The 23,114-nt window shown below is 65.3% G+C and carries 21 protein-coding genes and 2 tRNA genes; 17 read left to right on the top strand and 6 right to left on the bottom strand.

Annotated features, from left to right (window positions below):
• Positions 1-340 precede the first annotated feature (340 nt).
• The 5 genes from I2E26_RS01535 to I2E26_RS01515 form a co-directional block, all read right to left on the bottom strand.
• Positions 341-1,123: a hypothetical protein gene (locus tag I2E26_RS01535; RefSeq protein WP_195419347.1), complete on the bottom strand. Its 783-nt coding sequence runs from the start codon at positions 1,121-1,123 to the stop codon at positions 341-343.
• Complete coding sequence (locus I2E26_RS01530) at positions 1,116-1,583, bottom strand: peptidylprolyl isomerase (protein WP_195419346.1); 468 nt, start codon at positions 1,581-1,583, stop codon at positions 1,116-1,118. Before I2E26_RS01530 ends, I2E26_RS01535 begins: the two co-directional genes overlap by 8 nt.
• A gap of 126 nt (positions 1,584-1,709) precedes the next feature.
• Entirely contained in the window at positions 1,710-2,726 is a 1,017-nt protein-coding gene (locus tag I2E26_RS01525) for a hypothetical protein (protein WP_195419345.1), read from the bottom strand.
• Positions 2,726-3,808, bottom strand: a complete 1,083-nt coding sequence (locus tag I2E26_RS01520) for a hypothetical protein (RefSeq protein WP_195419344.1) — start codon at positions 3,806-3,808, stop codon at positions 2,726-2,728. Before I2E26_RS01520 ends, I2E26_RS01525 begins: the two co-directional genes overlap by 1 nt.
• 265 nt (positions 3,809-4,073) lie before the next feature.
• Entirely contained in the window at positions 4,074-4,487 is a 414-nt protein-coding gene (locus I2E26_RS01515) for a NusG domain II-containing protein (RefSeq protein WP_195419343.1), read from the bottom strand.
• A gap of 225 nt (positions 4,488-4,712) precedes the next feature.
• Here I2E26_RS01515 and I2E26_RS01510 point away from each other — a divergent pair, with 225 nt between their 5' ends.
• Entirely contained in the window at positions 4,713-5,927 is a 1,215-nt protein-coding gene (locus I2E26_RS01510; protein ID WP_195419342.1) for an iron-containing alcohol dehydrogenase, read from the top strand.
• 553 nt (positions 5,928-6,480) lie between these two features.
• On the opposite strand, the gene I2E26_RS01505 is transcribed toward I2E26_RS01510, so the two are convergent.
• A tRNA-Val gene (locus I2E26_RS01505) sits at positions 6,481-6,556 on the bottom strand.
• A 148-nt stretch (positions 6,557-6,704) separates the two neighbouring features.
• On the opposite strand from I2E26_RS01505, the gene I2E26_RS01500 reads away from it, so the two are divergent.
• From I2E26_RS01500 to I2E26_RS01425, 16 genes are all read left to right on the top strand, one after another.
• Positions 6,705-8,267, top strand: coding sequence for a Mur ligase family protein (locus I2E26_RS01500; protein ID WP_195419341.1), 1,563 nt, complete (start codon positions 6,705-6,707; stop codon positions 8,265-8,267).
• A gap of 157 nt (positions 8,268-8,424) precedes the next feature.
• The gene (locus I2E26_RS01495; RefSeq protein WP_195419340.1) at positions 8,425-9,330 is read left to right on the top strand and encodes an HAD family hydrolase; all 906 of its coding nucleotides are present in this window, start codon (positions 8,425-8,427) and stop codon (positions 9,328-9,330) included.
• Between the two features lie 10 nt (positions 9,331-9,340).
• Complete coding sequence (gene murI / locus I2E26_RS01490; protein ID WP_195419339.1) at positions 9,341-10,252, top strand: glutamate racemase; 912 nt, start codon at positions 9,341-9,343, stop codon at positions 10,250-10,252.
• 66 nt (positions 10,253-10,318) lie between these two features.
• A complete protein-coding gene (gene rph / locus I2E26_RS01485; protein WP_195419338.1) occupies positions 10,319-11,053 on the top strand; it encodes a ribonuclease PH in 735 nt (244 codons plus the stop codon).
• A 60-nt stretch (positions 11,054-11,113) separates the two neighbouring features.
• A complete protein-coding gene (gene rdgB / locus I2E26_RS01480) occupies positions 11,114-11,758 on the top strand; it encodes an RdgB/HAM1 family non-canonical purine NTP pyrophosphatase (protein WP_195419337.1) in 645 nt (214 codons plus the stop codon).
• Positions 11,755-12,201: a D-aminoacyl-tRNA deacylase gene (gene dtd / locus I2E26_RS01475; protein ID WP_195419336.1), complete on the top strand. Its 447-nt coding sequence runs from the start codon at positions 11,755-11,757 to the stop codon at positions 12,199-12,201. The genes rdgB and dtd overlap by 4 nt, the downstream gene beginning before the upstream one ends.
• 174 nt (positions 12,202-12,375) lie before the next feature.
• Positions 12,376-12,672, top strand: coding sequence for a Veg family protein (locus I2E26_RS01470; RefSeq protein ID WP_147588504.1), 297 nt, complete (start codon positions 12,376-12,378; stop codon positions 12,670-12,672).
• On the top strand, positions 12,672-13,565 hold the full coding sequence (ispE, locus tag I2E26_RS01465; protein ID WP_195419335.1) for a 4-(cytidine 5'-diphospho)-2-C-methyl-D-erythritol kinase: 894 nt from the start codon (positions 12,672-12,674) through the stop codon (positions 13,563-13,565). Before I2E26_RS01470 ends, ispE begins: the two co-directional genes overlap by 1 nt.
• A 37-nt stretch (positions 13,566-13,602) precedes the next feature.
• Positions 13,603-13,679, top strand: a tRNA-Pro gene (locus I2E26_RS01460).
• Between the two features lie 346 nt (positions 13,680-14,025).
• Entirely contained in the window at positions 14,026-14,292 is a 267-nt protein-coding gene (gene tatA / locus I2E26_RS01455; RefSeq protein ID WP_147588506.1) for a twin-arginine translocase TatA/TatE family subunit, read from the top strand.
• A gap of 104 nt (positions 14,293-14,396) precedes the next feature.
• Positions 14,397-14,870 carry a transcription elongation factor GreA gene (greA, locus tag I2E26_RS01450; protein WP_147588507.1) on the top strand — a complete coding sequence of 158 codons (474 nt, stop codon included), beginning with the start codon at positions 14,397-14,399 and terminating at the stop codon, positions 14,868-14,870.
• 130 nt (positions 14,871-15,000) lie between these two features.
• Positions 15,001-16,998, top strand: a complete 1,998-nt coding sequence (lysS, locus tag I2E26_RS01445) for a lysine--tRNA ligase (protein ID WP_195419334.1) — start codon at positions 15,001-15,003, stop codon at positions 16,996-16,998.
• Positions 16,999-17,504: 506 nt separating this feature from the next.
• The gene (locus tag I2E26_RS01440; RefSeq protein WP_195419333.1) at positions 17,505-18,236 is read left to right on the top strand and encodes a hypothetical protein; all 732 of its coding nucleotides are present in this window, start codon (positions 17,505-17,507) and stop codon (positions 18,234-18,236) included.
• A gap of 33 nt (positions 18,237-18,269) precedes the next feature.
• Complete coding sequence (locus I2E26_RS01435) at positions 18,270-19,391, top strand: hypothetical protein (RefSeq protein ID WP_195419332.1); 1,122 nt, start codon at positions 18,270-18,272, stop codon at positions 19,389-19,391.
• A 157-nt stretch (positions 19,392-19,548) separates the two neighbouring features.
• The gene (locus tag I2E26_RS01430) at positions 19,549-21,006 is read left to right on the top strand and encodes an aminoacyl-histidine dipeptidase (RefSeq protein WP_195419331.1); all 1,458 of its coding nucleotides are present in this window, start codon (positions 19,549-19,551) and stop codon (positions 21,004-21,006) included.
• 201 nt (positions 21,007-21,207) lie between these two features.
• A partial coding sequence (locus I2E26_RS01425; RefSeq protein WP_195419330.1) for a Clp protease N-terminal domain-containing protein occupies positions 21,208-23,114 on the top strand: 1,907 nt, incomplete at its 3' end.

Here is a 23,114-nt window from a genome sequence, read left to right as displayed (position 1 = left end):
CCGCCTCGGCGCTGATGCTCGCCGTCGTTCCGTTCGTAGTGCCCGACCTCGTAAAGCTTGTGGTGGGCGCTCGCATCGGCTGTACGGTTGCACGGGCGCGCGCTGCCCGGCCGTAAGCGCGCCTTGTAGCGTCGACGCGCAATCGTACGCGCTCACCGAGCCTGATGCCTGCAAAACGAGGGTTTTGTACGACCTTTCGCGGGGCTTCGCAATAATCAAGAAAGCCGCAGGTGCTGCACCTGCGGCTTTCTTTTTGAAAAAAGCTGGGTATTCGCTACCGTTGCGCCGGAGCCGTACAAAACGGCCATGGAACAGTCGGCTCGCGTCCAATTCGAACGCGCTAGCCGCGTGCGGCATCGTAGCGCTCCGCCGAGCGCTGCTGGGCCGTGTAGCGCGTGCGCGGGGAGTAGATCACGTGCGTGCGGCAGTACGCGCAGCACAGGTCGCAGCCCGAGCAGGCATCGGCGTCCACGCGGTAGGCGGGGGGAGCGAAGACGAGCGCGGGACATCCCGTGATCTGCTTGCACCGGTGGCAGCCCACGCAGGCGTAGCGGTCGATGTCTACCGGTGCGGGCGCATCGCGACCGACCAGTTGCGCGCACGGCGAGGCGAAGATCACGGCGCGCACGCCCGGCGCGTCCAGCGCCTCGCTCATCGTGTTCGCAGCGGCAACGGTGTCCAGCGGGTCGACTACGGCTACGCTCGTCGCGCCCAGTGCCGTAGCGCGCCCTGCAAGCCGTTCCAGTGACTCGCGAGTAAGGAATGACCTGCTCGAGGCCATGACGGCTAGAACGGTTGCCGTGCCTTCAGCGGCCAGGCTCCCCAGCGGGCCGTCGTCTGCGGCCTCGGCGAGCTGCGTATCGCGGACGAAGTGCACGCAGGCTTCGACCGCGGGCTCCTCTGCGGTGCCGCCGGCGGGGACGGCCGCGCGATAGCGCTCGAGGAGCGCGTCCTCGCCGCCCGGGCAGGTGGTGGCGGCGGGATGCATCGGCCCCACCGCCGTGCAGCCCGCGTCTCCGCAGATCACGCGCCCTGCACCGCGCCCCAGGGCTTCCTTACAGGCGATATATGCTGCTCGATGCGGGCAGCCGGCGCAGGCGACGCCCCGTTCCACCTTACGCATGGGCGCCTCCGTCCATGGGTTCCGTGTAGTCCTCGCGCGACAGCAGTTCGAGCTCGAAGTTGAGTCCGCAGCCGGCCATGGGATGGTTGAAGTCGAAGATCGTCATACCGTCGTCCTCGACTTTGACCACGCGCGCGAGCTGCTGGTAGCCCTCGTCGTTCATGAGGTAGATCATCTCGCCTACAACGAGGTCGTCGTAGTTGGGAATCTCGACGGTGGGCATGGTGTAGAGCAGCTCCATGCGGCGCTCGCCGTAGGCCTCGCAGGGCTCCAGGTGCACGCGCTTCTTCTCGCCGGGCTCCATCGAGAGGACGGCTGCCTCGAATCCGGGCACGACCTCGTGGTTGCCCTCGACGTAGGTGAGCGGCGTGCGGCCCTGCGTGGTGTCGAACACCTCGCCATCGTCGAAGCTGCCGGTGTAGTGAACGGTGACGGTGTGCTTGAGCGAGAAATCAGACAAGGCGCGATCCCTTCTTGCGCGTGGAGCCGCCAAAGGCGACGTGAGTCTTGCAGATATTGCAGGTTGCAGGGGCGTTTGACGAGCCGGTTGCAAGGATGTGCGCAACCGGCTCGAGAGGAGCCGCTGCTAGAAGCCGCGGCGGCGGGCGAAGTCTTCCGAGGCGGCCTCGACGCCCTCGACGGTGGCGGCCCAATTGGCGAAATCGGGCGTGTCGGCGATGATGCCGTCGGCTTCCCAGACCGCCTGATGCGAGCGCCGCCAGGCCTCGGAGACCTCGGGCCGTACCGGGAGGTAGGGTGTGAGGTACGTGGGGTTGAGCAGGAAGAACGCCCCGCCCTCGCAACGGCCCGCGAAGTCGCGCAGCGCCCGACGGGCGTTCTTGCGGCGGCCGAGCTTGTAGAACAGCAGCGTGCGTCCGAGTAGGTACCAGGGCGATTCTTCCGCTGCCTCGCCGATCGCGCGGGAACAGGCGAAGAACGCGTCTTCGTCTTCGAGGCGCGCGAGCGCCAAGAACAGCGTGCCCTCGGCGTGGTTCGCGTAGCCGCGGGCACGAAGGACCTGTTGGGCGTATGTCCCCGCCGCACGGTAGCGCGCGCTGGTAAGGCTGCCCTGTGAGAGCGCCTCGACGCAGTGGAGCCATCCGATGACCTGAGGGTCTTCAAGCGTCCTCGCCGCGGCCTCGTCCTCGTTCGCGCCGCGCCACAGGCCCGGTGCCTCGGGGTCGAAATCATCGTGCGCGCAGCAGATCTGCTCGCGTGCCTCGCGCTCGAGCGCCAGCAGGTCGCGCAGGCAGTCATCGAGTGGAACATCGGCCAGCAGCAGGTCGAGTAGGCGCGCGTCGATGCACGACCGGTCGGTTTCGATGATCTTGAAGAGCGCGAGGCGCGTTTCGTCGAACAACCGCGAGCGCTGCCGCTCGAACTCGCCGTCGGGAAGTTCCTCCATGCGCGCGAGCTCGGCGATCATACGGGCGTGCACGCGCGCGTACGAGACGAGCGCTTGCGCATGCGGTTCGTGCGCATAGGCCTCGGGGTTGCGTTCGATCTCGGAGCGCACGAGCTCGCGCGCGGCGTCGGTAAGATCGGGGTGCGCGGCAGCGTACGACGCCTCGAGGTATCGGCATACGTAGATGGCGGGATCCATCAGTTCCTCTCCTCGGGCGAGCCGCCGCGTCCGCTGGGTGAGGGCTCGGCGTGGGATCCCAGCGCGTCGCGGACGAGGTCGTGGTTGGCGATCCAGCTCGAGAAGCAGGCGTTGTCGGGAGATCCGATGCCTTCCTGCAGCAGGGGCGTGGCCTCGCTGAGCGCGAGCACCAGCTCGTCCTCGCTCCCCGGGGCCACGTGGACGCGGGCGAACACGCCTTCGGGGAATTCGGGTTGGAAGTAGAGCGCTTGCACGGCATGGGGGAAGCCGTGCACGATGGCGGCGAGCGTCTCGGTGGCGCCGTCGAAGTCGTAGGCGCGATACGCGGCGCTCATCTCGGCGAGCAGCGTCCAGGGGTCGGCGGCGCGCTTGGCGGGGCGTCCGGCGCGGTGCGGCTGGAGGGGCGTCGAGGCATAGGCGAGGGTGTGGCGGCTGCGGTAGGCGGCGAGCTCCTCATGCGTGGCCTCGAGCTTGGCGAGGGCGAGCAGGCCGGTGTGGCGGATGTCGCCGGGGTCATGCGGGGCGATCGCGAGGCATTGCTCGGCCACGGTGAACGCCATGCGGTACTGGCCGGAGATGAGTGCCTGGGCCGCCAGCGCGGACAGCCAGCGCAGGTAGGGGCGCGTGCCCAGGTCGCTGGCGAATTCGCGGGTGTATGGATCGTCGGCCGAGCCGGCCAGGGCCGACAGGTCGTCGAGCGCCTCCTTGCGATGGTCGAGCAGGAAGCTCACGTACGCGTCGTTGCTGGGCGATTCCAGCGCGGCGAGCATGCGCACCGCATCCCAGTTCTTCGGGTCGAGCTCGACGGCTTCGCGCAGGAACCCTTCTGCGAGGTCCTCCTGGCGTACGACGTCCTCCTCGGATGTGAGGAACGGGATCTGATAGTCGATGACCTCGGCTGCGCGCGCCGTGAGGTGGAAGGAACGGTCGCGGTCGGTGTGGATGAGCTGCGACGGGTCCGTCTGGTACGCGCCCATGCCCTGCTCGATGAACGCGGCGTCCTCCAGGGGAAACACGTTCTTGCGGCGCATGTCTTCCAAGATGAGGCGCAGGCAGTCCTCTTGTATGGGGTCGAACGCCACGGCGCCTCCTTTCCCTAGGGTTGTTTCGTAAGGTACTAGTGTACCCGCTCGGCGGCATATGCGGGGTGCCGCCATGTTCGCGGGCACATCCGTGTCACAACTGCGTGGCACCGAAGCCCGGCATTTCGCGTGCAGATGACGGGGAGGACGGGCTTCGCGCGCCGCAAGCCGTGCGGCGGGCGGGGCCGCCCGGCCGGATCGCGTGGCCGCCGAGGGCCGGGTGCGATCGTCGGGCTTCGGGCTTCGGGGCGGGCGCCCCGTGCGTCTACGAGAGCCGCGCCGCGTCCTGCTCGTTTGCCACGACCTCTACGACAACGCCGTGGGGGAGGCAGACGATCTGCTCGCCGGGGGCGTCGACGGGGTCGTGCTGGACGCATACCTGGTTGCCGCAGTTTGCGGATTCGACCCGCACCGCGCCGTCATGGATGGATATGCGGTTTTCGCCCGCGTCGGCGTCGGCGCCACGGCCCGTTCCCGGCGTCCCGACGGTGTAGGAGACCGAGGAATCAAGCGGGTCGCAGCGGTAGAAGCCGTCTTTCGACTGGCATACCACCAGCGCGCCCGCGGCGTCCGCGCCGTCGTCCGCACGGCCCAACGCGAACCAGAGCGCGCCCGCCGCGACGCCCAGCGCGATCAGGGCGATGAGGATGCGGTCACCTGTTTTTATATGAAGAGCCATGTCGACGACCTCGGTGGCGAGTGGTGGGGGAATAAGAGGCATGTTCGGGGTGGTCCGGAACGGTTTTGCCGAATTTATAGCGCCATCATTGTTCCAAAGGACTACACTAAACACAAGCCTGTGCACAGAGGGGTGCATGGTCTCATATGGTCCAAACGGAGCCGTTTGGGTGCTCCGTTGCATAGCGGGCCCTGGAGAGAGGGGTCTGCAGAATGGAGGCATTCTATGGGACGTTTTACTAATCCGCGCGATCTGTATTTCGGCGAGGGCGCCCGTCACGAGGTCAAGAACCTCAAGGGTTCCCGTGCCATGATCGTCACCGGCGGCGGCTCCATGCGTCGCGGTGGCTTCCTGCAGGATGTCGAGGCCGATCTTAAGGAGGCCGGTTTCGAGGTCGAGATCTTCGAGGGCGTCGAGTCCGACCCGTCCGTCGAGACGGTCATGAAGGGCGCCAAGGCCATGGAGGCCTTCCAGCCCGACTGGATCATCGGCATCGGCGGCGGCTCGCCCATCGACGCCGCCAAGGCCATGTGGCTGTTCTACGAGTATCCCGAGGAGACCTTCGAGCAGGCCGTCGTGCCCTTCTCCTTCCCGGAGCTCCGCACCAAGGCCCACTTCTGCGCGATCGCCTCGACCTCCGGCACCGCAACCGAGGTCACCGCGTTCTCCGTCATCACCGACTACGAGAAGGGCATCAAGTACCCGCTGGCCGACTTCAACATCACCCCTGACGTCGCCATCGTCGACCCCGAGCTCACCTACACCATGCCTGCCAAGCTCTGCGCCCACACCGGTATGGACGCGCTGACCCACGCCATCGAGGCCTACGTCTCCACCGCCGGCTCCATGTACACCGACGGCAACGCGCTGCACGCCATCCGCGAGATCGTCGAGTGGCTGCCCAAGTCCTACCAGGGCGACCATGAGGCCCGCGCCCACATGCACGACGCCCAGTGCATCGCCGGCATCGCCTTCTCGAGCGGCCTGCTCGGCATCGTTCACTCCATGGCGCACAAGACCGGCGCCGCCTTCACCGGCGACCACATCATCCACGGCTGCGCCAACGCCATGTACCTCGGCAAGGTCATCCAGTTCAACGCTCGCGACGCCCGCGCCAAGAGCCGTTACGCCTTCATCGCCAAGGACGTCCTGCACCTCACCGGCGAGACCGAGGACGAGCTCGTCGAGGCCCTGGTCCAGAAGATCCGCGACCTCAACGACGCCCTCGACATCCCGCAGGGCATCAAGAACTACGGTCAGTACGGCGTGAAGGCCGACGAGTCCATCATCGACTACGACGAGTTCGAGTCCAAGAAGGCCGACGTCGCCGCCAACGCCATCCTGGACGCCTGCACCGGCTCCAACCCGCGTATCCCGACGCAGGAGGAGATGGAGCAGCTGCTCGAGTGCGTCTATACCGATACCCCGGTGACGTTCTAAGATTCGAATTGCATGCGCGCGATCACTTCGTGCGCCGCACGGCCCGGCAGCCCCAGCGGTTGCCGGGCCGTTTTGCGCTTCAGGGCGCGGGTGGCTGCCCTTTTATCATCGAAGTCCCGCTCTAGAGGAGGGGGCTTCGTGGCTGTCACCCCCGAAGTGGGTGGAATATTGCTGGCACTCAATATACACTCCAATACAGTAAAGTGCTCAACTGGGGAAATATTGTCGATTCCAGGCAAATCAGGAGGTCTCTGAACGTGGTTGGGAAAAATCCACTCACTTCGGGGGTGAGGGGATGGGCTCGAGTGCGGCCTGTTCGCCGAGGCCCTCGGAAAACCACTCACTTCGGGGGTGAGGGGATGGGGCAGCCCTCGGGAGGTGGGATTCCGCGTGCGGCTCGCGCCGCGCGCGCCCCGCTTCGGCCCTCGCGGCCCTCGCGCTGTGCCGGCGAACGCTCGCGCGTTCACTCGGCTCCGCGCCCCCATGGGTTCGAATCCCGCGCACCGCGCCCGAAAAAGAAAACGGCCCCGTTGCCGGGGCCGTCGTAGACCATTGGTGGGCGATGAGGGATTCGAACCCCCAGCCTTGTGCGTGTAAAGCACCTGCGCTAACCGTTGCGCCAATCGCCCGTGGGGTTTGAGTATAGTGGCAAAGGTGCATGTATGGCAAGGATGCATTTGGAAGAAGTTCAATCTATGATGAAACGATAAGCTGAAAAGGGGACGCGGTCGTGCAAGCGACCGGATTTATGTTCGTGCGGCTTCGTTTGGAGGAGCTATGACTACGTCTGTCCATGCCTCGCTGGACCCCGAGGCCCTGCAGGTTCCCGGTGTGCTGGGTGAGTATATCGACGCGCTCGACGCCGCGGGCGTGCTCGACGGCATCGCTGGTGCGGCCAATCTCGATGAGCTGTCCGATCTGCCCATATCGTTTGTGAGCTATGATTCGCGCGCGGTGGTCCCGGGCACCCTGTTCATCTGCAAGGGGGCCGCGTTCAAGCCCGAGTATCTGGCCCAGGCCGCCGAGGCGGGCGCCGTGGCATATGTGTCCACGCAGCATTACCAGGATATCGATTTGCCTTGCTTGCACGTATCCGATATCCGACGCGCGTTGGCGCCGTTGGCGTCGCGCGCGTACGGCAATCCGTCCCAGAACGTGCGCATCAGCACGTTTACCGGTACCAAGGGCAAGACCACCAGCGCGTTCTACCTCAAGGGGATTCTCGACGAGCAGGCGCGCCTGGATGCGCACGGCCCCGCGGCCATCATATCGACCATCCTGATCGACAACGGCGTCGAGCGCATCCCATCCCAGCTCACGTCTCCCGAGCCCCTCGAGCTCAATCTCTATCTGGCCAGCGCGGCCTCGCTGGGCGCTACCGACGTGGTGATGGAATCGTCGAGCCAGGCGCTCAAGTACGGACGCGTGGCCGGCGTGCGCTTCGCGGTGGGTGCGTTCACCAACATCAGCGAGGACCACATCTCGCCCATCGAGCATCCTACCTTCGAGGACTACTTTGCCAGCAAGCTCACCTTGTTCGCCCAGTGCGATGCCGCGGTGGTCAACCTCGATATGGACTTTGCCGATGAGGTCCTGCGAGCGGCGTCGTGCTGCCCGCGCGTGCTCACGTGCTCCATGCGCGACGAGTCGGCCGACATCTACGCCTCCACCTGGCGACAGGAGGGGCACGACACGAAGATGACGGTCGTGGCGCCGCGCGGTACCTACGAGGTGCTCGTGCCCACCATCGCCGAGTTCAACCTCGCCAACGCGCTCGGTGCCATCGCGTGCGCCGAGGCGCTGGGGGTCGATGCTCGCGCCATCGAGCGGGGCCTGGCAGCCGTCCGCGTGCCCGGCCGCATGGAGCGCATCGACTCGCCCGATCCCGATATCGCCGGCATCGTGGACTATGCCCACAACGAGGTGAGCCTGCGCGTCTTGCTCGAAAACGTGCGTCGCAGCTATCCGGATCGCGAGCTCTGCGTGGTCTTTGGTTCCACCGGAGACAAGGGGCGCGACCGCCGCGAGGGCATGGGCCGCGCCGCGGGCGAGCTGGCCGACCGCATCATCGCGACCGAGGACGATGCGGGCACCGAGGACGTGGTGGAGATCTGCCGCACGATCGAGCGCTATGCGCGCGAAGCGGGTGCGACCGATATCGTCATCGAGCCCGATCGCGAGCGCGCGGCGCGCCTGGCGGTGCGTGGCTGTACCGGCCCCGCGGTGATCGTGATGGCGGGCAAGGGCCATGAGCGCCATATGATTCGCGCCCATGGCCGCGATGCATACGAGGGCGACGCCTCGTTGCTCGCGCGCGTGTTCGAGCAAGAGGTCAAATAGGTAAGCGAAGGGGCCGGGCGATGCGTTTGGCCCCGTGCTTTATGCGTTTCGGCTGGGTGAAAACGATGTGTACGCGCCGAGCCGCATGCGGGCGGGTATGATAGTCCACAGCATTGACGTTGGCGCGCTCTGCGCGCACGAGGTTGGAGGGACGATTATGCCGAACACCGTTTTGCCCGAGCGCGTCGAAGGGGAGCTGGCCGAGCGTTTGAGCCGTGTGCGCTACGTGTTCACGGATCTTGATGGCACCATGCTGGGGCCGGGCTCGTGCGTCTTGCTCGACAACGAGGGCAACCATAGCCTCGACTTCGTTTCCACCCTGGTAGAGCTCAAGCGCGCCGGCGTCGAGGTGATTCCGTGCTCGGGCCGCAACAGGTCCATGCTGCACGAGGATGTTCGCCTCCTGGGCCTGAACTCCTACATCGGCGAGATGGGCGGCCTGCTCATGCTCGACCACAAGAAGAACGAGTGGGAGTACTTCACCGCCGATATGCCCTACGACCCGGAGTCGGGCTTGACGCCCCACGAGGTCATCGAGCAGACGGGCGTCCTCGACGAGTTCATGGGCCGCTGGCCCGGCATGTTGGAGTTCCATAACGACATGTCGACGGGTTACAAGCACCGCGAGGTCACGGTGGGTATGCGCGGCGAGGTTCCCGACGAGGAGGTGCGCGCCATCATCGACGCCGCCGGCGCGCAGCTGTGCTGGGGCGACAACGGCTACCTCAACTACATCTCGGCTCCTACGACGCTCGAGCTTCCCGAGGGCGTGCGCGGCCGCGCCTTCAACCTGATGCCCGCGGGCCTCGACAAGGGCCGCGCCGTGGCGCGCTTCTGCGAGCTGCGCGGTATCGACCCGGCAGAGACCCTCTCGATCGGCGATGCGTCGTCGGACTTCCTGATGGCGGACGCGACGTCGCTGTTCTTCCTGGTGGAGAACGGTTTGAAGGATCCGCGAGCCGCCGAGTTCCTCGAGACGCACGAGCATGCGTACGTGACGCGCGGCCGTATCCTGGACGGCTGGATCAGCTCCATGCGCACCCTGCTGGCTGCGCGCGCATAAGGTGAACTCGATGGACAGCATGGAAGTGCCGGATATCACGCTCAACGCCATGCCGATCGGCGTGTTCGATTCCGGTTTGGGCGGACTTACGGTTGCGCGGGCGATCGCCCGCGCGCTGCCAAACGAATCGATCTATTACGTTGGCGACACGAAGCGTTGCCCGTACGGCATCAGGACGATGGACGAGGTGCGCTCCTTCACGGCGCAGGCGGGACGCTGGCTGGAAGCCCACGCGGTCAAGATCATGGTGATCGCATGCAACACCGCGACGGCCTCCGCGCTCTCGACGGTGCAGACCATGCTGGATGTGCCCGTGATCGGGGTGATCGCGCCGGGTGCCCGCGCCGCCATCCACAGCACGCGGTCGCGCCGCGTAGGCGTGCTTGCAACCGAGCTCACGGTGGGGTCGGGTGCGTATACCAAGGCTATCCACGCGCTTGATGCCGGCGTTCAGGTATTTGGTTGCCCCGCGTCGAGTTTCGTCGAGATCGTGGAACGCGAGCTTGCTACGGGCGCGCACGTGCACGAGACCTGGCTCGAACACGCCGACGTCTTCGATACGCCGGAGATTCGAGCCGGGGTCGCGGGCGTCGTCGAGCCGCTTTCTCGCGAGGAGATCGACACCGTCGTGCTGGGCTGCACGCATTTCCCGTTGCTGGCGGGGCCGATTCGCGCCGCTCTGGGGGATCGGGTACGCGTGGTGTCGTCGGCGGAGGAGACCACGCTCGAGCTCACCGAAATCCTTCGCCGGCGCGGTCAGCTTGCCATGGAGGGCGCCGTGCCCGAGCACCGCTTCGCCACGACCTCGGACAACCTGGCGGAGTTCGCGGCGGCGGGCAGCTTCATCTTCGGCCAGCCGCTCAAGAGCATCGAGCATATCTCGCTCGACGAGCTGGACAGCCTGACCGTCCGGGCGCGCTGACAACTATAGGGCTTCGATGCGGGCGCGGGTCGCCCGCATCGCTTCTACGTGAAAAGGAATACGTGAATGGATCATATGGAGATCGTCCGCGCAAGCGGCCGTGCCGCCGACCAGATGCGCACCGTGCGCCTCGAGCGCGATGTCCTGAAGCACGCGCTCGGCTCGTGCGTGGTGGAGTTCGGCGATACGAAGGTGCTGTGCGCCGCAACCATCGAGGACGGCCTGCCCGCATGGCGCCGCGCGAGCCGCTGCGGCTGGGTAACCGCCGAGTACGCGATGCTCCCCGCGTCGACCAATCGCCGCACGAATCGCGAGGTGGGCAAGCGCAAGGGCCGCTCGATGGAAATCGAGCGCCTGATCGGCCGCAGCCTGCGCACCGTGGTGAACCTGCGGGCGCTGGGCGAGTACACGGTGACGGTGGACTGCGACGTGATCCAGGCCGATGGCGGCACGCGCACCGCGTCGATCACCGGTGCCTGGGTGGCGATGCACGATGCGCTCATGGCGTGGGTCGAGGCGGGCAAGATCGCGCGGCTGCCCATTACCGGCCAGGTGGCTGCGGTGTCGATGGGCGTGGTCGATGGCTGCGAGCTGCTCGACCTCGATTATTCGGAGGATTCGAACGCCGAGATCGATATGAACCTGGTGGCGACCGATTCCGGCGAGATCGTGGAGCTGCAGGGTACGGGCGAGCGGACGCCGTTCGATCGCCAGCGCCTGAATCGCCTGCTCGACCTGGGCGACGCGGGCATCGCGAAGCTGGTGGCGCTGCAAAACGAGGTGACGGGTTTTCGCGACTAGCCGGCAGCTGGTATATCGGGACGCGCGGCGTATGGCGCCGCATGAATGAAAGGGGCTCCCATGGCGTTGGAGCATATCGATAGCACGACGCTCGATCCCGCGAACACCATCGTGGTCGCGACGGGCAACCTGCACAAGCTCACCGAGATCGAGGCGATCCTGTCGAAGGTGCTGCCCGACACGCGTTTCGTGGCGCTGGGCCAGCTGGGCTCGTTCGATGATCCCGAGGAAACGGGGACGACGTTTTTGGAGAACGCGCTTATCAAAGCCGAGGCCGCGGTTGCCCGGACGGGTTTCACCGCGATCGCCGATGATTCCGGTTTGGTGGTGGATGCGCTGGACGGTGAGCCCGGCGTGTATTCCGCCCGCTATGCGGGCGAGCACGGCAACGATGCCGCCAATAACGAGAAATTGCTGGTAAAGATGGACGGGGTGGCGGACGCCGACCGCACCGCGCGCTTCATGAGCGTGGTCGCCCTGGTGGAGCCCTCGGGTACGGTTCTGTCTGGAACGGGCGCCTGCGAGGGGACGATCGGGCACGAGGGGCGCGGCGACCATGGCTTTGGCTACGATCCGCTGTTCCTGCCTGCAGATACGCCCGGCAAGACGATGGCCGAGCTGACCCCCGATGAGAAGAACGCTATCAGCCATCGCTTCTATGCGCTGCAGGACCTGGCGGCACAGCTCGTGGAGCGCGGCGCATGAGGGCGGTCGTCCAGCGCGTGAACAGCGCGAGCGTGACCATCGACGGCGGGGTGGCGGGCAAGATCGGCCGCGGCTACCTGGTGTTGCTGGGCGTAGGCCAGGCCGATACCGAGCTGGAAGCGGATAAGCTATGGGGCAAGCTGCGCGGCCTGCGCATCAACGACGATGCGAACGGGAAGACCAATCTTGCACTTGCCGACGTTGACGGAGAGGTTTTGGTGGTCTCGCAGTTCACGCTGTATGCCGATTGCAGGCGCGGTCGCAGGCCCTCGTTCACGGCTGCGGGAGCTCCCGATATGGCCAATGCGCTGTACGAGTATTTCGTCTCCCTCGTGCGGGAGGACGTGCCGCATGTGGCGACCGGTCGTTTCGGCGCGGATATGCAGGTTGACCTGGTGAACGATGGGCCCTTCACCATCGTTTTGGATACCGACGAGCTGTAGGGCGCGCTGCCTGCGCGCCGCTTTCCAAATCAAATATACGCCTGGTCATCGGCGCGGGATCCGCGGTGTAGAGCCGCGCCATCCTGCGTCGATGTGCATTTTATAGGCACGGCTGCTATACTATGTGCGTTTATAGCTATTTTGGGCGTATTTTGCCCTTATGGAGGCCGGTAGATGGAAGAGCTTGAAGTTAACCACGTGGACGATATCCAGGATAAGCTGAAGACCATGGTAGGCGAGCGCGTGCGCGTTCGCGCGAACATGGGGCGCACCCGCGTCGTCGAGCGCATGGGCACGATCAAGACCGTTCATCCCGCGGTGTTCATCGTCGAGGTCGACGAGCGCCGTGGTCGCAAGTCGCGCCAGTCCTATCAGTACGTCGATGTGCTGACGGGCACGGTCGAGCTGTTCGACCCCGAGTCGGGCGAGCATATCTTCGTGCCGCTCGGCAATCAGCTCGAGGAGCATTAATGCCGGCTCAGTTCATTTTGGTGACGGCCCCCGCGAAGGTCAACCTGTATCTGGGCGTACATCCCGGCAAGGGGGAGGATGGCTACCACCGCGTGGATACCGTCATGAGCACCATCGATTTGTCGGATACGCTCGCCATCGCTCCGTCGGACGAGCTCGTCGTTCGCATGGTGCCCGAGGCAGACTTCCCCATGGAGGAGAACAGCGCGTATAAGGCGGCGGTGGCGATGGGCGAGGCCTTCGACCGCGACCCCGCATTCACGATCCTCATCGATAAGCACATCCCGGTGCGCGCCGGCCTGGGCGGTCCCTCGACCGACGCCGCGGCCACCATCATGGGTATCTGCCATTACTGGGGAATCGACCCCACCGATCCCCGCATCGACGCGGTGGCGCGTTCCATCGGGGCCGATGTGGCGTTCTTCCTCTATGGGCCGCCGGCGTACCTGTCGGGCCGCGGCGACGTCATGGAGGAGCTGTACCGGCCGCTGACGGGTACGGCCGTGGCGCTGGTCAAGCCCAATACGGGCGGCGTGAGCGCGGCTGACGCCTACCGCGTGTTCGATGAGGCTCCCCTCGAGCCCGCTCCCCTCGAGCCGATGCTCGAAGCGATGCGCGATCATCGTGAAACGGGCATCTTCGCACAGGTGACGAACAACCTCGCCCCCGCCGCGTGCGCGCTTTCGCCCGAGATCTCCGATGTCCTTGCATGGATTCGCCAGCAGCCCGACGTGCGCGTCGCCGAGGTGGCCGGTTCGGGGTCGTGCGTTTTCGCCGTATGCAACACGCAGATGGCGGCCGAGCGCATCGCGCTCGCGGCGCTCAATGACCATCACTGGTGGGCCCAGGCGGCAAAGATGGAAAAATCTGGACCATTTATTGCAGTCGGCTAGCTTTTTCCAAATTTGTCTGTTACTATAATCGAGCTAACGGGTTGTGGCTCAGTTTGGTAGAGCACTGCGTTCGGGACGCAGGGGTCGCTGGTTCAAATCCAGTCAACCCGACCATTGCATTGAAGAAGCCAGGGTTTTCACCCTGGCTTTTTTCATGCGGCGTGCGGACCAGGGGCTCGTCTCCACAATCTGCACATCGAGCGGATGCCGATCAGGGCCGGAGGCCTGTGGAATAGCGGCCGTCTTTGCTGTTCCTGTTGAGCAGGTACCTTAAAGTCTTTACCGAGCGTTAACGTTCGTGGTGTCCTCGCGTGCTTGCTATGGCGGTGTTGTCATGATTGCAGGGTGCGCGGTATACTCAACCGAGCTGTACAAGGCACGGCCTACAAGGGCCGGATCGCGCATTCGCGGTGATACGTCGATGCGGATCGCATCGACTTTACTAGTTGGAGGAAGTAACATGCGACTTGGTCCTATGGAGCTCGTAGTCATCCTGGTTGTGGTCCTGCTTATCTTCGGACCCAAGAACCTTCCGAAGCTCGGCAAGGCCTTCGGCTCCACCGTGAAGAATATTCGCGAGGGTATGGAGGGCGACGACAAGACCGAGCAGGTCGAGTCCGAGACCGTGGTCGACGAGGATGCCGACGACGCCGAGATTCGCGAGCTCGAGGCCAAGCTCGCCGAGGCCAAGGCCAAGAAAGAGGACGCAGCTCAGCACGCTGAGTAGCCTCTCTCAACAAGGGAGAGCAGCGACCGGCTTTCCCGCGAGGGGTGCCGGTCGCTTTTGCTGTTTGAAAACAGGGAGCATAGACGGAGCAAGGAGTTTCCTAAATGGACGCTAGCCAGATCGTACTGACCGCAGAGGGCCGCAAGAAGCTCATGGAGGAGCTCGAGTGGCGCGAGGGCGAAAAGAGCCGCGAGATCGTCGAGCATATCAAGGAGGCCCGCGCGTTCGGCGACCTTTCCGAGAACGCCGAGTACGATGCCGCCAAGGAGGAGCAGGCTAAGAACGCCGCCCGCATCGCCGAGATCCAGGCCATCCTCGCCAACGCGAAGGACGCCGAGAGCGGCGAGTACGGCCTGACCGTTTCCATCGGCTGCACCGTCTCGCTGGTCGACGGCGACGGCGTCGCAACCGAGGTCACCCTCGTCGGCACCACTGAGACCAACTCCCTCGAGCACAAGATCTCCAACGAGTCCCCCGTGGGCCGCGCCATCATCGGCCACGCCGAGGGCGAGACCGTCGAGATGATCACCCCGTCGGGCAAGCGTCGCGTCTACACCATCACCAAGATCTCGCGCTAGGGTTCGCTCTAGAATCCTAGCGCTTATCCGCTCCTCAAGGCCGGCAACGGTCTTGGGGGGCGGTTTTCGTTTACGCCTTGCGGCGCGCATGGAAACCGGTCGCGCGCCGCGTGTATGAAGAGGGGAAACCATGGCCGAGAACACCACGACCGCGGCGGCCGAGACCGAGGCCGCCAACATCCTGAACGACGAGCGCGCCCGTCGTCTTGCCGACCGCGCCTCGCTGTACGCTGCCGGCAAGAATCCGTATCCCGAGCATTCGGACGTGACCGACCACGCTGCCGACCTGCTTGAGCGCTACGCCGGCCTCGCCAACGAGGAAGAGGGCTCCGAGACCGTGACCGTGGGCGGCCGTATCGTGGCCAAGCGCGGCCAGGGTAAGATCATGTTCCTCGTCCTGCGCGATCCCTCCGCCGATATCCAGCTGTTCTGCCGCGTCAACGACGTGGAGGAGGCCTCCTGGGAGGTTCTGAAGTCGCTCGACCTCGGTGACATCGTCCAGGCGACCGGCGTCGTCGTGCGCACCAAGCGCGGCGAGCTCTCCGTGGCGCCCCGCACCGCGCGCCTGCTTTCCAAGGCCGTGCGCCCGCTGCCCGAGAAGTTCCACGGTCTGTCCGACAAGGAGACCCGTTACCGCCAGCGCTATGTCGACCTCATCGTGAACGAGGATGTCCGCGAGACCTTCCGCAAGCGCTCCCTGATCATCTCGACCTTCCGCCGCTTCATGGAGGACGACGGCTACATGGAGGTCGAGACGCCCATCCTGCAGTCCATCCAGGGCGGCGCGACGGCCAAGCCCTTCATCACGCACTTCAACGCGCTCAACCAGGAGAACTACCTGCGTATCGCCACCGAGCTGCACCTTAAGCGCCTGCTGGTGGGCGGCTACGAGAAGGTGTTCGAGATCGGCCGCATCTTCCGCAACGAGGGCATGGACCTCACCCATAACCCCGAGTTCACCACCATGGAAGCCTATCGCGCCTACTCCGACCTCGACGGCATGAAGGAGCTCGCCGAGGGCGTCATCAAGGCTGCCGCGCGCGCCATCGGTCTGGAGGGCGTCATCGACTACCAGGGCCAGGCCATCGACCTGTTCTCGCCTTGGCCGAGCCGCCCCATGACCGACGTCGTCTCCGAGGTCCTGGGCCGCGAGATCACGCTCGACACGCCGATCGAGGAGCTCCGCGCCGCGTGCGCCGAGCACGACATCGAGTACAAGGACGAGTGGACCGCCGGCAAGCTGGTCGCCGAGCTCTTCGACGAGCTGGGCGAGGCGATCCTCATCAACCCGACCTTCGTCGTCGACTATCCCGTCGAGGTCTCTCCGCTCGCGAAGCGCCACGAGGACGATCCGCGCCTCACGCACCGCTTCGAGCTGTTCATCGCGGCGCACGAGTACGCGAACGCGTTCTCCGAGTTGAACGACCCCGTCGACCAGGCCGAGCGCTTCGCCGCCCAGATGGAGGAGAAGGCCGGCGGCGACGACGAGGCCATGGAGTATGACGAGGATTACGTGCGCGCGCTCGAGTACGGTATGCCTCCCGCGGGCGGCATCGGCATCGGCATCGACCGCGTCGTCATGCTGCTTACCAACTCCACGTCCATCCGCGACGTCCTGCTGTTCCCGCACATGAAGCCCGAGAAGGGCTCCAAGTCCGGCGCCGCTGCCGCCAAGGCCGCCCAGATGGCCGAGGCCGGTGTGTCCGCGAGCCCGTTCCTCGTGCCCGCGAAGCCCACGAACGATTACTCCAAGGTTGTCATCGAGCCGTTGTTCGAGGACTTCGTCGATTTCGAGACCTTCGCCAAGAGCGACTTCCGCGCCGTGAAGGTCAAGGATTGCGTCGCCGTTCCCAAGTCCAAGAAGCTGCTGAGCTTCACGCTGGATGACGGTTCGGGCACCGATCGCGTGATCCTCTCCGGCATCCACGATTATTACGAGCCCGAGGATCTTATCGGCAAGACCCTCATCGCCATCACCAACCTGCCTCCGCGCAAGATGATGGGCATCCCGAGCTGCGGCATGATCATCTCCGCCGTGCATGCCGAGGCCGAGGGCGACGAGACGCCCGAGCGCCTGAACGTGCTGATCGTGGACGATTCCATCCCGGCCGGCGCCAAGCTGTACTAGGCCTCTTCGGGTACCCGCATCCGCCGACCGCCGGCTGCGCGCCGCGCGTTCGGCGCGGGCCGTTCGCCCGCGGCATTCGTTGCTGCCCGCAACGCCCTGGGCGGGGGATATCCTGCATTCGGGTTCAACCGTCGGGTACCTGGCGGCAACCCTCTCTTTCGCCCGCATCCGGGGCACCTGGGAACATGTGGTTCCGGGTGCCCGGTTTTTCATGCGCTTTGATAGTCCCTGGTTCTTTACACGTATGCCCCGGGACCGCCTAACGACTCTGGAGCGGTCCCGGGGCATACGCATGAATCCCGCGGAGCGAGACGGGTCGATCGGCGCGCGGAGCTCCCTGCCGTTCGCGGCGTTCCAGCTACCCTTCACCGTGTAAAAGGCGCAGTACCTTACGAACAGGGACGATGTGTGGAAAGTCAACCTACAACAACACTAGGGATACGTATACTCGTGCGCACATAATGCGCGTTGTGTCTGACTGTCGATATACGTTCGAAGGAACACCCATGACAACCAATCATCATGGTGCGGGTTTCGACCCCTTTCACACATCGTCCGTCTCGAGCTTCCCGTGCGTCGCGCGTTGCTCGCGCGGTTCGGCGCTCGCGGTTGCGGCCGTGCTGGCCGCATCGCTCGCAGCGCCGGTAGCGCTTCAGCCCGCTCTGGCGTACGCGCAGGCGGCCGAATCCGCCGCCGCACAGCAAACCGGGGCGCGTCCCGACGACCTGATGGCCGCCCTTGCTCCCTATGATGAGCAGATCCGCCAGGCGGGTAGCGCGAAAGACCTGGCGGCCGCAGCGGCCGACGGCACGCTTCCGGCTGCAACCGAGCTGCTCGTCTTGCAACGCGAACTAGTGGCGCGGGCCGGCGGAACGAAGCTCTGGGAGTATGCGGCTACGTCGCGCTCGCATAACGAGTTCGTCTCATGGCTGCTCAACGACCATGCTGCCTTGCGCCACTACATCACGGGCGGCGCCGTATGGGCCAACCCCAAGACGGGTCCTACGGCCGACGACTATCTAAAATCCCTTGATACGCTGCGTCGAATCCGCGAGGTGCACGGCGACGACCTGAAGGCCGCCGACGGCGATGTCTACCTGCGCATGATGGTCTCGGCGTCGATGGACGTCTCCGATCGGGCGCGCCTTTGGACGGGAGATCCCGGATTCGTGTCGAAGCCGTTGGTGCGCTACGAGACCATCAAGACCTTCCGGTCCGACCCGAGGTACCGGTTCTAGAAGGAGCTGTTCGACGCGCTGCCCGTGGAGAACATGCGCTACGTCTTCGAAAACCAGATCACCGATGCCGAGCTGCCGTGGCTGGCGAACTACACGCTGAGTCGCCATCCGGATGCCGACAAGGAGGGCAAGCGCCTGGATGCGTATTCCTATATCTGGTACGGCGGCGTGGATAACGGGTTCACGAAAGACGGCGGATATAGCGATCCGCGCTTCTACGACGATGCGCTCTTCAGCGGTCCGGTGACCGAGATCAAGCCCTCGGACGGACCCGGTAAGGAGCCGAAGAGGTGGGAGGGCGGCTGGAAGCAGAAGTATCGCCTGGTATATGACGACGCCAACTTCCCCAACGCCAAGCCGGGGGACCCCTTCCACATCGGATGCGGGGATGTTTCGACAGCACCGGGGGCGACGACGACCAAGACCGCGTACCATCGCCTGTGGATGGTGTTCGAGAAGGGCGGCGTGTGCGGCGCCCTGGCGAAGACCTTTGCGAACCTCAACGGTATGGTGGGCGTTCCCTCGTACGTGATGGGACAGCCCGGCCACGCGGCGACGGCGACCTACGAGCTGCGCCAAGACAAGGCGACCGGCAAGAAGGTGGCTACCTATCGCATCCAAAACGCCGTCACGGGGTGGTCGAAGAGCAAGAGCCCCAGCGTGGCGCACTGGCTGTGCGGATGGGGGAGGGATGCCGGCTCCGAGTTCGCCGCGCCCTATACGCTCTACGCGCAAAGCGCCCTGAACGAAACGGAGGCGTACCAGCGCAGCTATCTCGCGCGCCTTGTGGCCGAAAGCTACCAGGAGGATGCGGCGAAGCGCGCGGCCGTCGACGCCGCCCTGGCGGCACAGCCGTCCAACTACGATGCCATCAGGGCGAAGGCCGACCTGCTCGAGCGCATGAACGCACCGGCGGATGAATGGCTGGCGCTGGCGAAGCACATCGCAGCCGAGCTCGCGTACCATCCGTTGCCCTTGCACGACCTGCTGACATCGATCGCGTCGAAGCCCGGGGCGGCCGGACGGAAGCAGGCGATCGAACAGGTGCGCATCGATGCGCTCACCAAGGCGTCGAAGGCCGACGACGCGCAGACGATCAACGCCAAGGATTGTCGCGACACCGCGGCGGACCTGCTGAAGAAGCAGGGCGTGTAGACGTCTAGATCGTATAGCGCTACGGGGCCTCGGCATATGTGGTAGCCGCTCCCTGCCTTCTGAATGCAGCTTGCATATTCGTACGGGTTAGTTTGCGCAAACTCTGGGAAAATAGAAGGGTATGCAAGTATTCGTCCGGAAGCGCCAAGGAGGCACCATGGAGTACAAGATCACCGGGTACGAGCCCGCCAAGCTGTTCCACTATTTCGAGGAGATCAGCGCGATCCCGCGCGAGTCGGGCAACGAGAAGGGCATCAGCGACTATCTGGTGGCGTTTGCCAAGGAGCACGGCCTGTGGTTCTACCAGGATGACGTGTACAACGTGATCATCAAGAAGGCGGCTTCGGCTGGTGCCGAGGCCGCCCCTGCCGTGATGCTGCAGGGCCATATCGACATGGTCTGCGACAAGCTGGGAACGGTCGAGCACGACTTCACCAAGGACGGCATCGACCTGGTCGTGAAGGACGGCGTCCTCACTGCCAACGGTACCACCCTGGGCGCCGACAACGGCATCGCCGTGGCCCTCATGCTCACCGTGCTCGACGACGACACACTGGCCCACCCCGCTCTCGAGTGCGTCTTCACCACGGACGAGGAGTCCGGCCTGGTGGGCGCCGAGACCCTCGATAAGTCGCAGATCGACGCGCGCATCATGATCAACCTCGACTCCGAGGAGGAGGGCGTGGCCACCGTGAGCTGCGCCGGCGGCGTCGTCGTCACCTACACGCGCCCCGCCACGCGCGAGCACAAGGCGGGCAGCCTGCTCACGCTCGAGATCTCGGGCCTGTTGGGCGGCCACTCCGGCGCCGACATCCACCTCGAGCGCGGCAACGGCAACCTCATCATGGCCCGTATCGTCGAGCGCCTCATGCTCGCCGGCGAACCCGCCCTCGTGAGCTTCAACGGCGGCACCAAGGACAACGCCATCAACCGCGAGTGCAAGGCCGAGCTGGTCTACGCCGACCACGCCGCCGCCGAGGCCGGCGCCGAGCTGGCCCGCGACATCGCTGCGAAGGTGGCCGTCGAGCTCGAGACCTATGACCCCGGCTTCACCTGCGACGTCGCCGTTGCGGACGACGCCGAGGTCGAGGCCATCGACCAGGACACCGCCCTGGCCTTCGTTCGCGCCATCCGCCTGGCCCCCAACGGCGTGATGCGCCGCAACCTCGCGGCCGACGGCGCCGTGGACGTATCCTCCAACATCGGCGTGGTCGCCACGTCCGCCGACGAGGTCAAGATCCTGCTGTCGCCCCGTTCCTCCATCACCTCGCTGCAGGAGGAGTTCAAGGACCGCCTGCAGACGCTCGCCGACGTGCTGGGCTTCGATGCCAAGTTCGAGTTCGAGTACCCCGGCTGGAGCTATGCCGAGCACTCTCCCGTGCGCGACGTCTTTGTGGATACGTATCGCGAGCTGTTCGATAGCGAGCTGCGCATCGAGTCCATCCATGCCGGTCTCGAGTGCGGCCTGTTCGCCGAGGCCCTCGACGGCCTGGATGCTATCGCCGTGGGTCCCACGCTCAAGGACGTCCATACGCCGGATGAGTCCATGGAGCTGGCTTCCTCCGAGCGCTTCTGCCAGCTGCTCGTGGCCGTGCTGAAGCGTCTGGCTTCCTAATTCCCATTCGATATCGAACAGGGTCGCCACGGTGCCGCCGTGTCGCCTGTCGGGCACCCCGTGGCTTTCGGGCCGCGGGGTGCCTGCGTATCGGATGCGTTCATTGAGTTCCAACGTTTTGCCGCCATCGGGTATCATAAAAACCTTAACGGGGTAAAGAAGAACACTAGCCACTAGAGCTCGCACGTTAGAGGTACCTGCATGCTTGATAGATTCACCGATCGCGCGCGCCGCGTCATGTCGCTTGCCAAGGAGGAGGCGCTCGCCCTTTCGTCATCGAAGGTCGGCACCGAGCACCTGCTGCTCGCCCTCGCCAAAGAGGAGGAGGGCATTGCCGCGGAGGCCTTGCGCGACCTCGAGATCGCGTACGACGATATCCTCGCCACCATGAAGGAGATGGCCACCACCGTTCCCGCCGAGGCGGCGAATCCGGCCGCAAAGCCCGAGGGGCAGCCCGCATCGGAGGGTGAGAACGCCGAGGCCGCGCGCCTGGCGTTCACCCCGGCCGTCATCGCGGTGATGGAGAAGAGCTTCCGCCTGGCGCGCGAGAACAACCAGACCTACGTTTCGACCGAGCACCTGCTGCTCGCCATCGTCGCTCAAACCGATTGCAAGGCTATGGAGGTCCTGCAGCGCCTGGGCGTCTCCGCGGCGAGCGTCCGCGGTGCCGTCGAGAAGCTCACGGCGAAGGATCCGGGCAAGAACCGTCCGCTCGCCGGCTCGGCTTCGGGCAGGCCTGGAAGCGGCCTGCCGTTCTTCTCGGGCGAGGCCGGCCAGGGGCAGGGCCAGTCCGAGAGCACCCTCAAGCAGTTCGGCACCGACCTGACCGAAGAGGCGCGGGCCGGCAAGCTCGATCCGGTCATCGGCCGCGAGAAGGAGATCTCCCGCATGATGGAGATCCTGTCTCGCCGCACTAAGAATAACCCGCTCATCCTCGGCGACCCCGGCGTTGGCAAGACCGCCATCGTGGAGGGGCTCGCGCAGGAGATCGCCGCCGGCAACGTGCCCGAGAACCTGATGGGGCAGCATGTGTGGACGCTTGATCTTCCCGGCCTGGTCGCGGGGGCGAAGTACCGCGGCGAGTTCGAGGAGCGCCTGAAGAACGTGATACGCGAGGCCACCGAGGCCGATGACATCATCCTGTTCATCGACGAGATGCACACGCTCATCGGCGCCGGTTCCGCCGAGGGCTCGATCGACGCGAGCTCGATGCTCAAGCCGGTGCTGGCGCGCGGTGCGTTCCAGATCATCGGTGCCACCACGGCCGAGGAGTTCCGCAAGCACTTGCAGAAGGACCCTGCGTTCGAGCGCCGCTTTCAGGCGATCGACGTCGAGGAGCCCAGCGTCGAGGACACCGTGAAGATCCTCGAGGCGCTGTGCCCGCGCTATGCAGAGCATCATCACGTGACGTACACGCCGGCCGCAATCGAAGCCGCCGCGCGTCTTTCGAGCCGCTATATCCAGGATCGCTTCCTGCCCGATAAGGCCATCGACCTCATGGACGAGGCGGGCGCTCGCGCCCGTATCGCGGCCAATCGCGCGCCGCAGGCGGTGCGCGATGCCGAGGCGCGGCTGTCCGAGCTGCAGGATGCCGTGGCAGAGGCTACGGCCAGCGACGACATGAACCGTGCCGCCGAGCTCAAGCAGGACGAGGCACAGGCCGAGACCGCGCTGGCGCAGGCCCGCGACGCCTGGACCGCCGAGCTCGATGCCCGTCCGCTCGTCATCGACGTGCCGCAGATCGCCGATATCGTCTCGGCGGCTTCGGGCGTGCCCGTCTCCTCGCTTACCGAGGACGAAAGCCGCAGGCTGCTGGCGTGCGAGGAGGCGCTCAAGACGCGCATCATCGGCCAGGACGATGCCGTGGCCGCCGTGGCCAAGGCGATTCGCCGCAGCCGCTCCCCCCTCAAGGACCCGCGTCGTCCGGGCGGCTCGTTCATCTTCCTGGGTCCCACCGGCACCGGCAAGACCGAGCTCGCCAAGACACTCGCCGAGTATCTGTTCGGCAGCAAGGATGCGTTGATCAGCTTCGACATGTCCGAGTTCGCCAGCGAGTACGAGGTTTCCAAGCTCATCGGCTCGCCTCCGGGATACGTGGGGCACGACGA

The organism is Collinsella sp. D33t1_170424_A12, from assembly GCF_015554865.1.
Taxonomy (GTDB): domain Bacteria; phylum Actinomycetota; class Coriobacteriia; order Coriobacteriales; family Coriobacteriaceae; genus Collinsella.
Note: the sequence above shows the minus strand (reverse complement) of the source record. Positions and strands in the feature narration are given on the sequence as shown.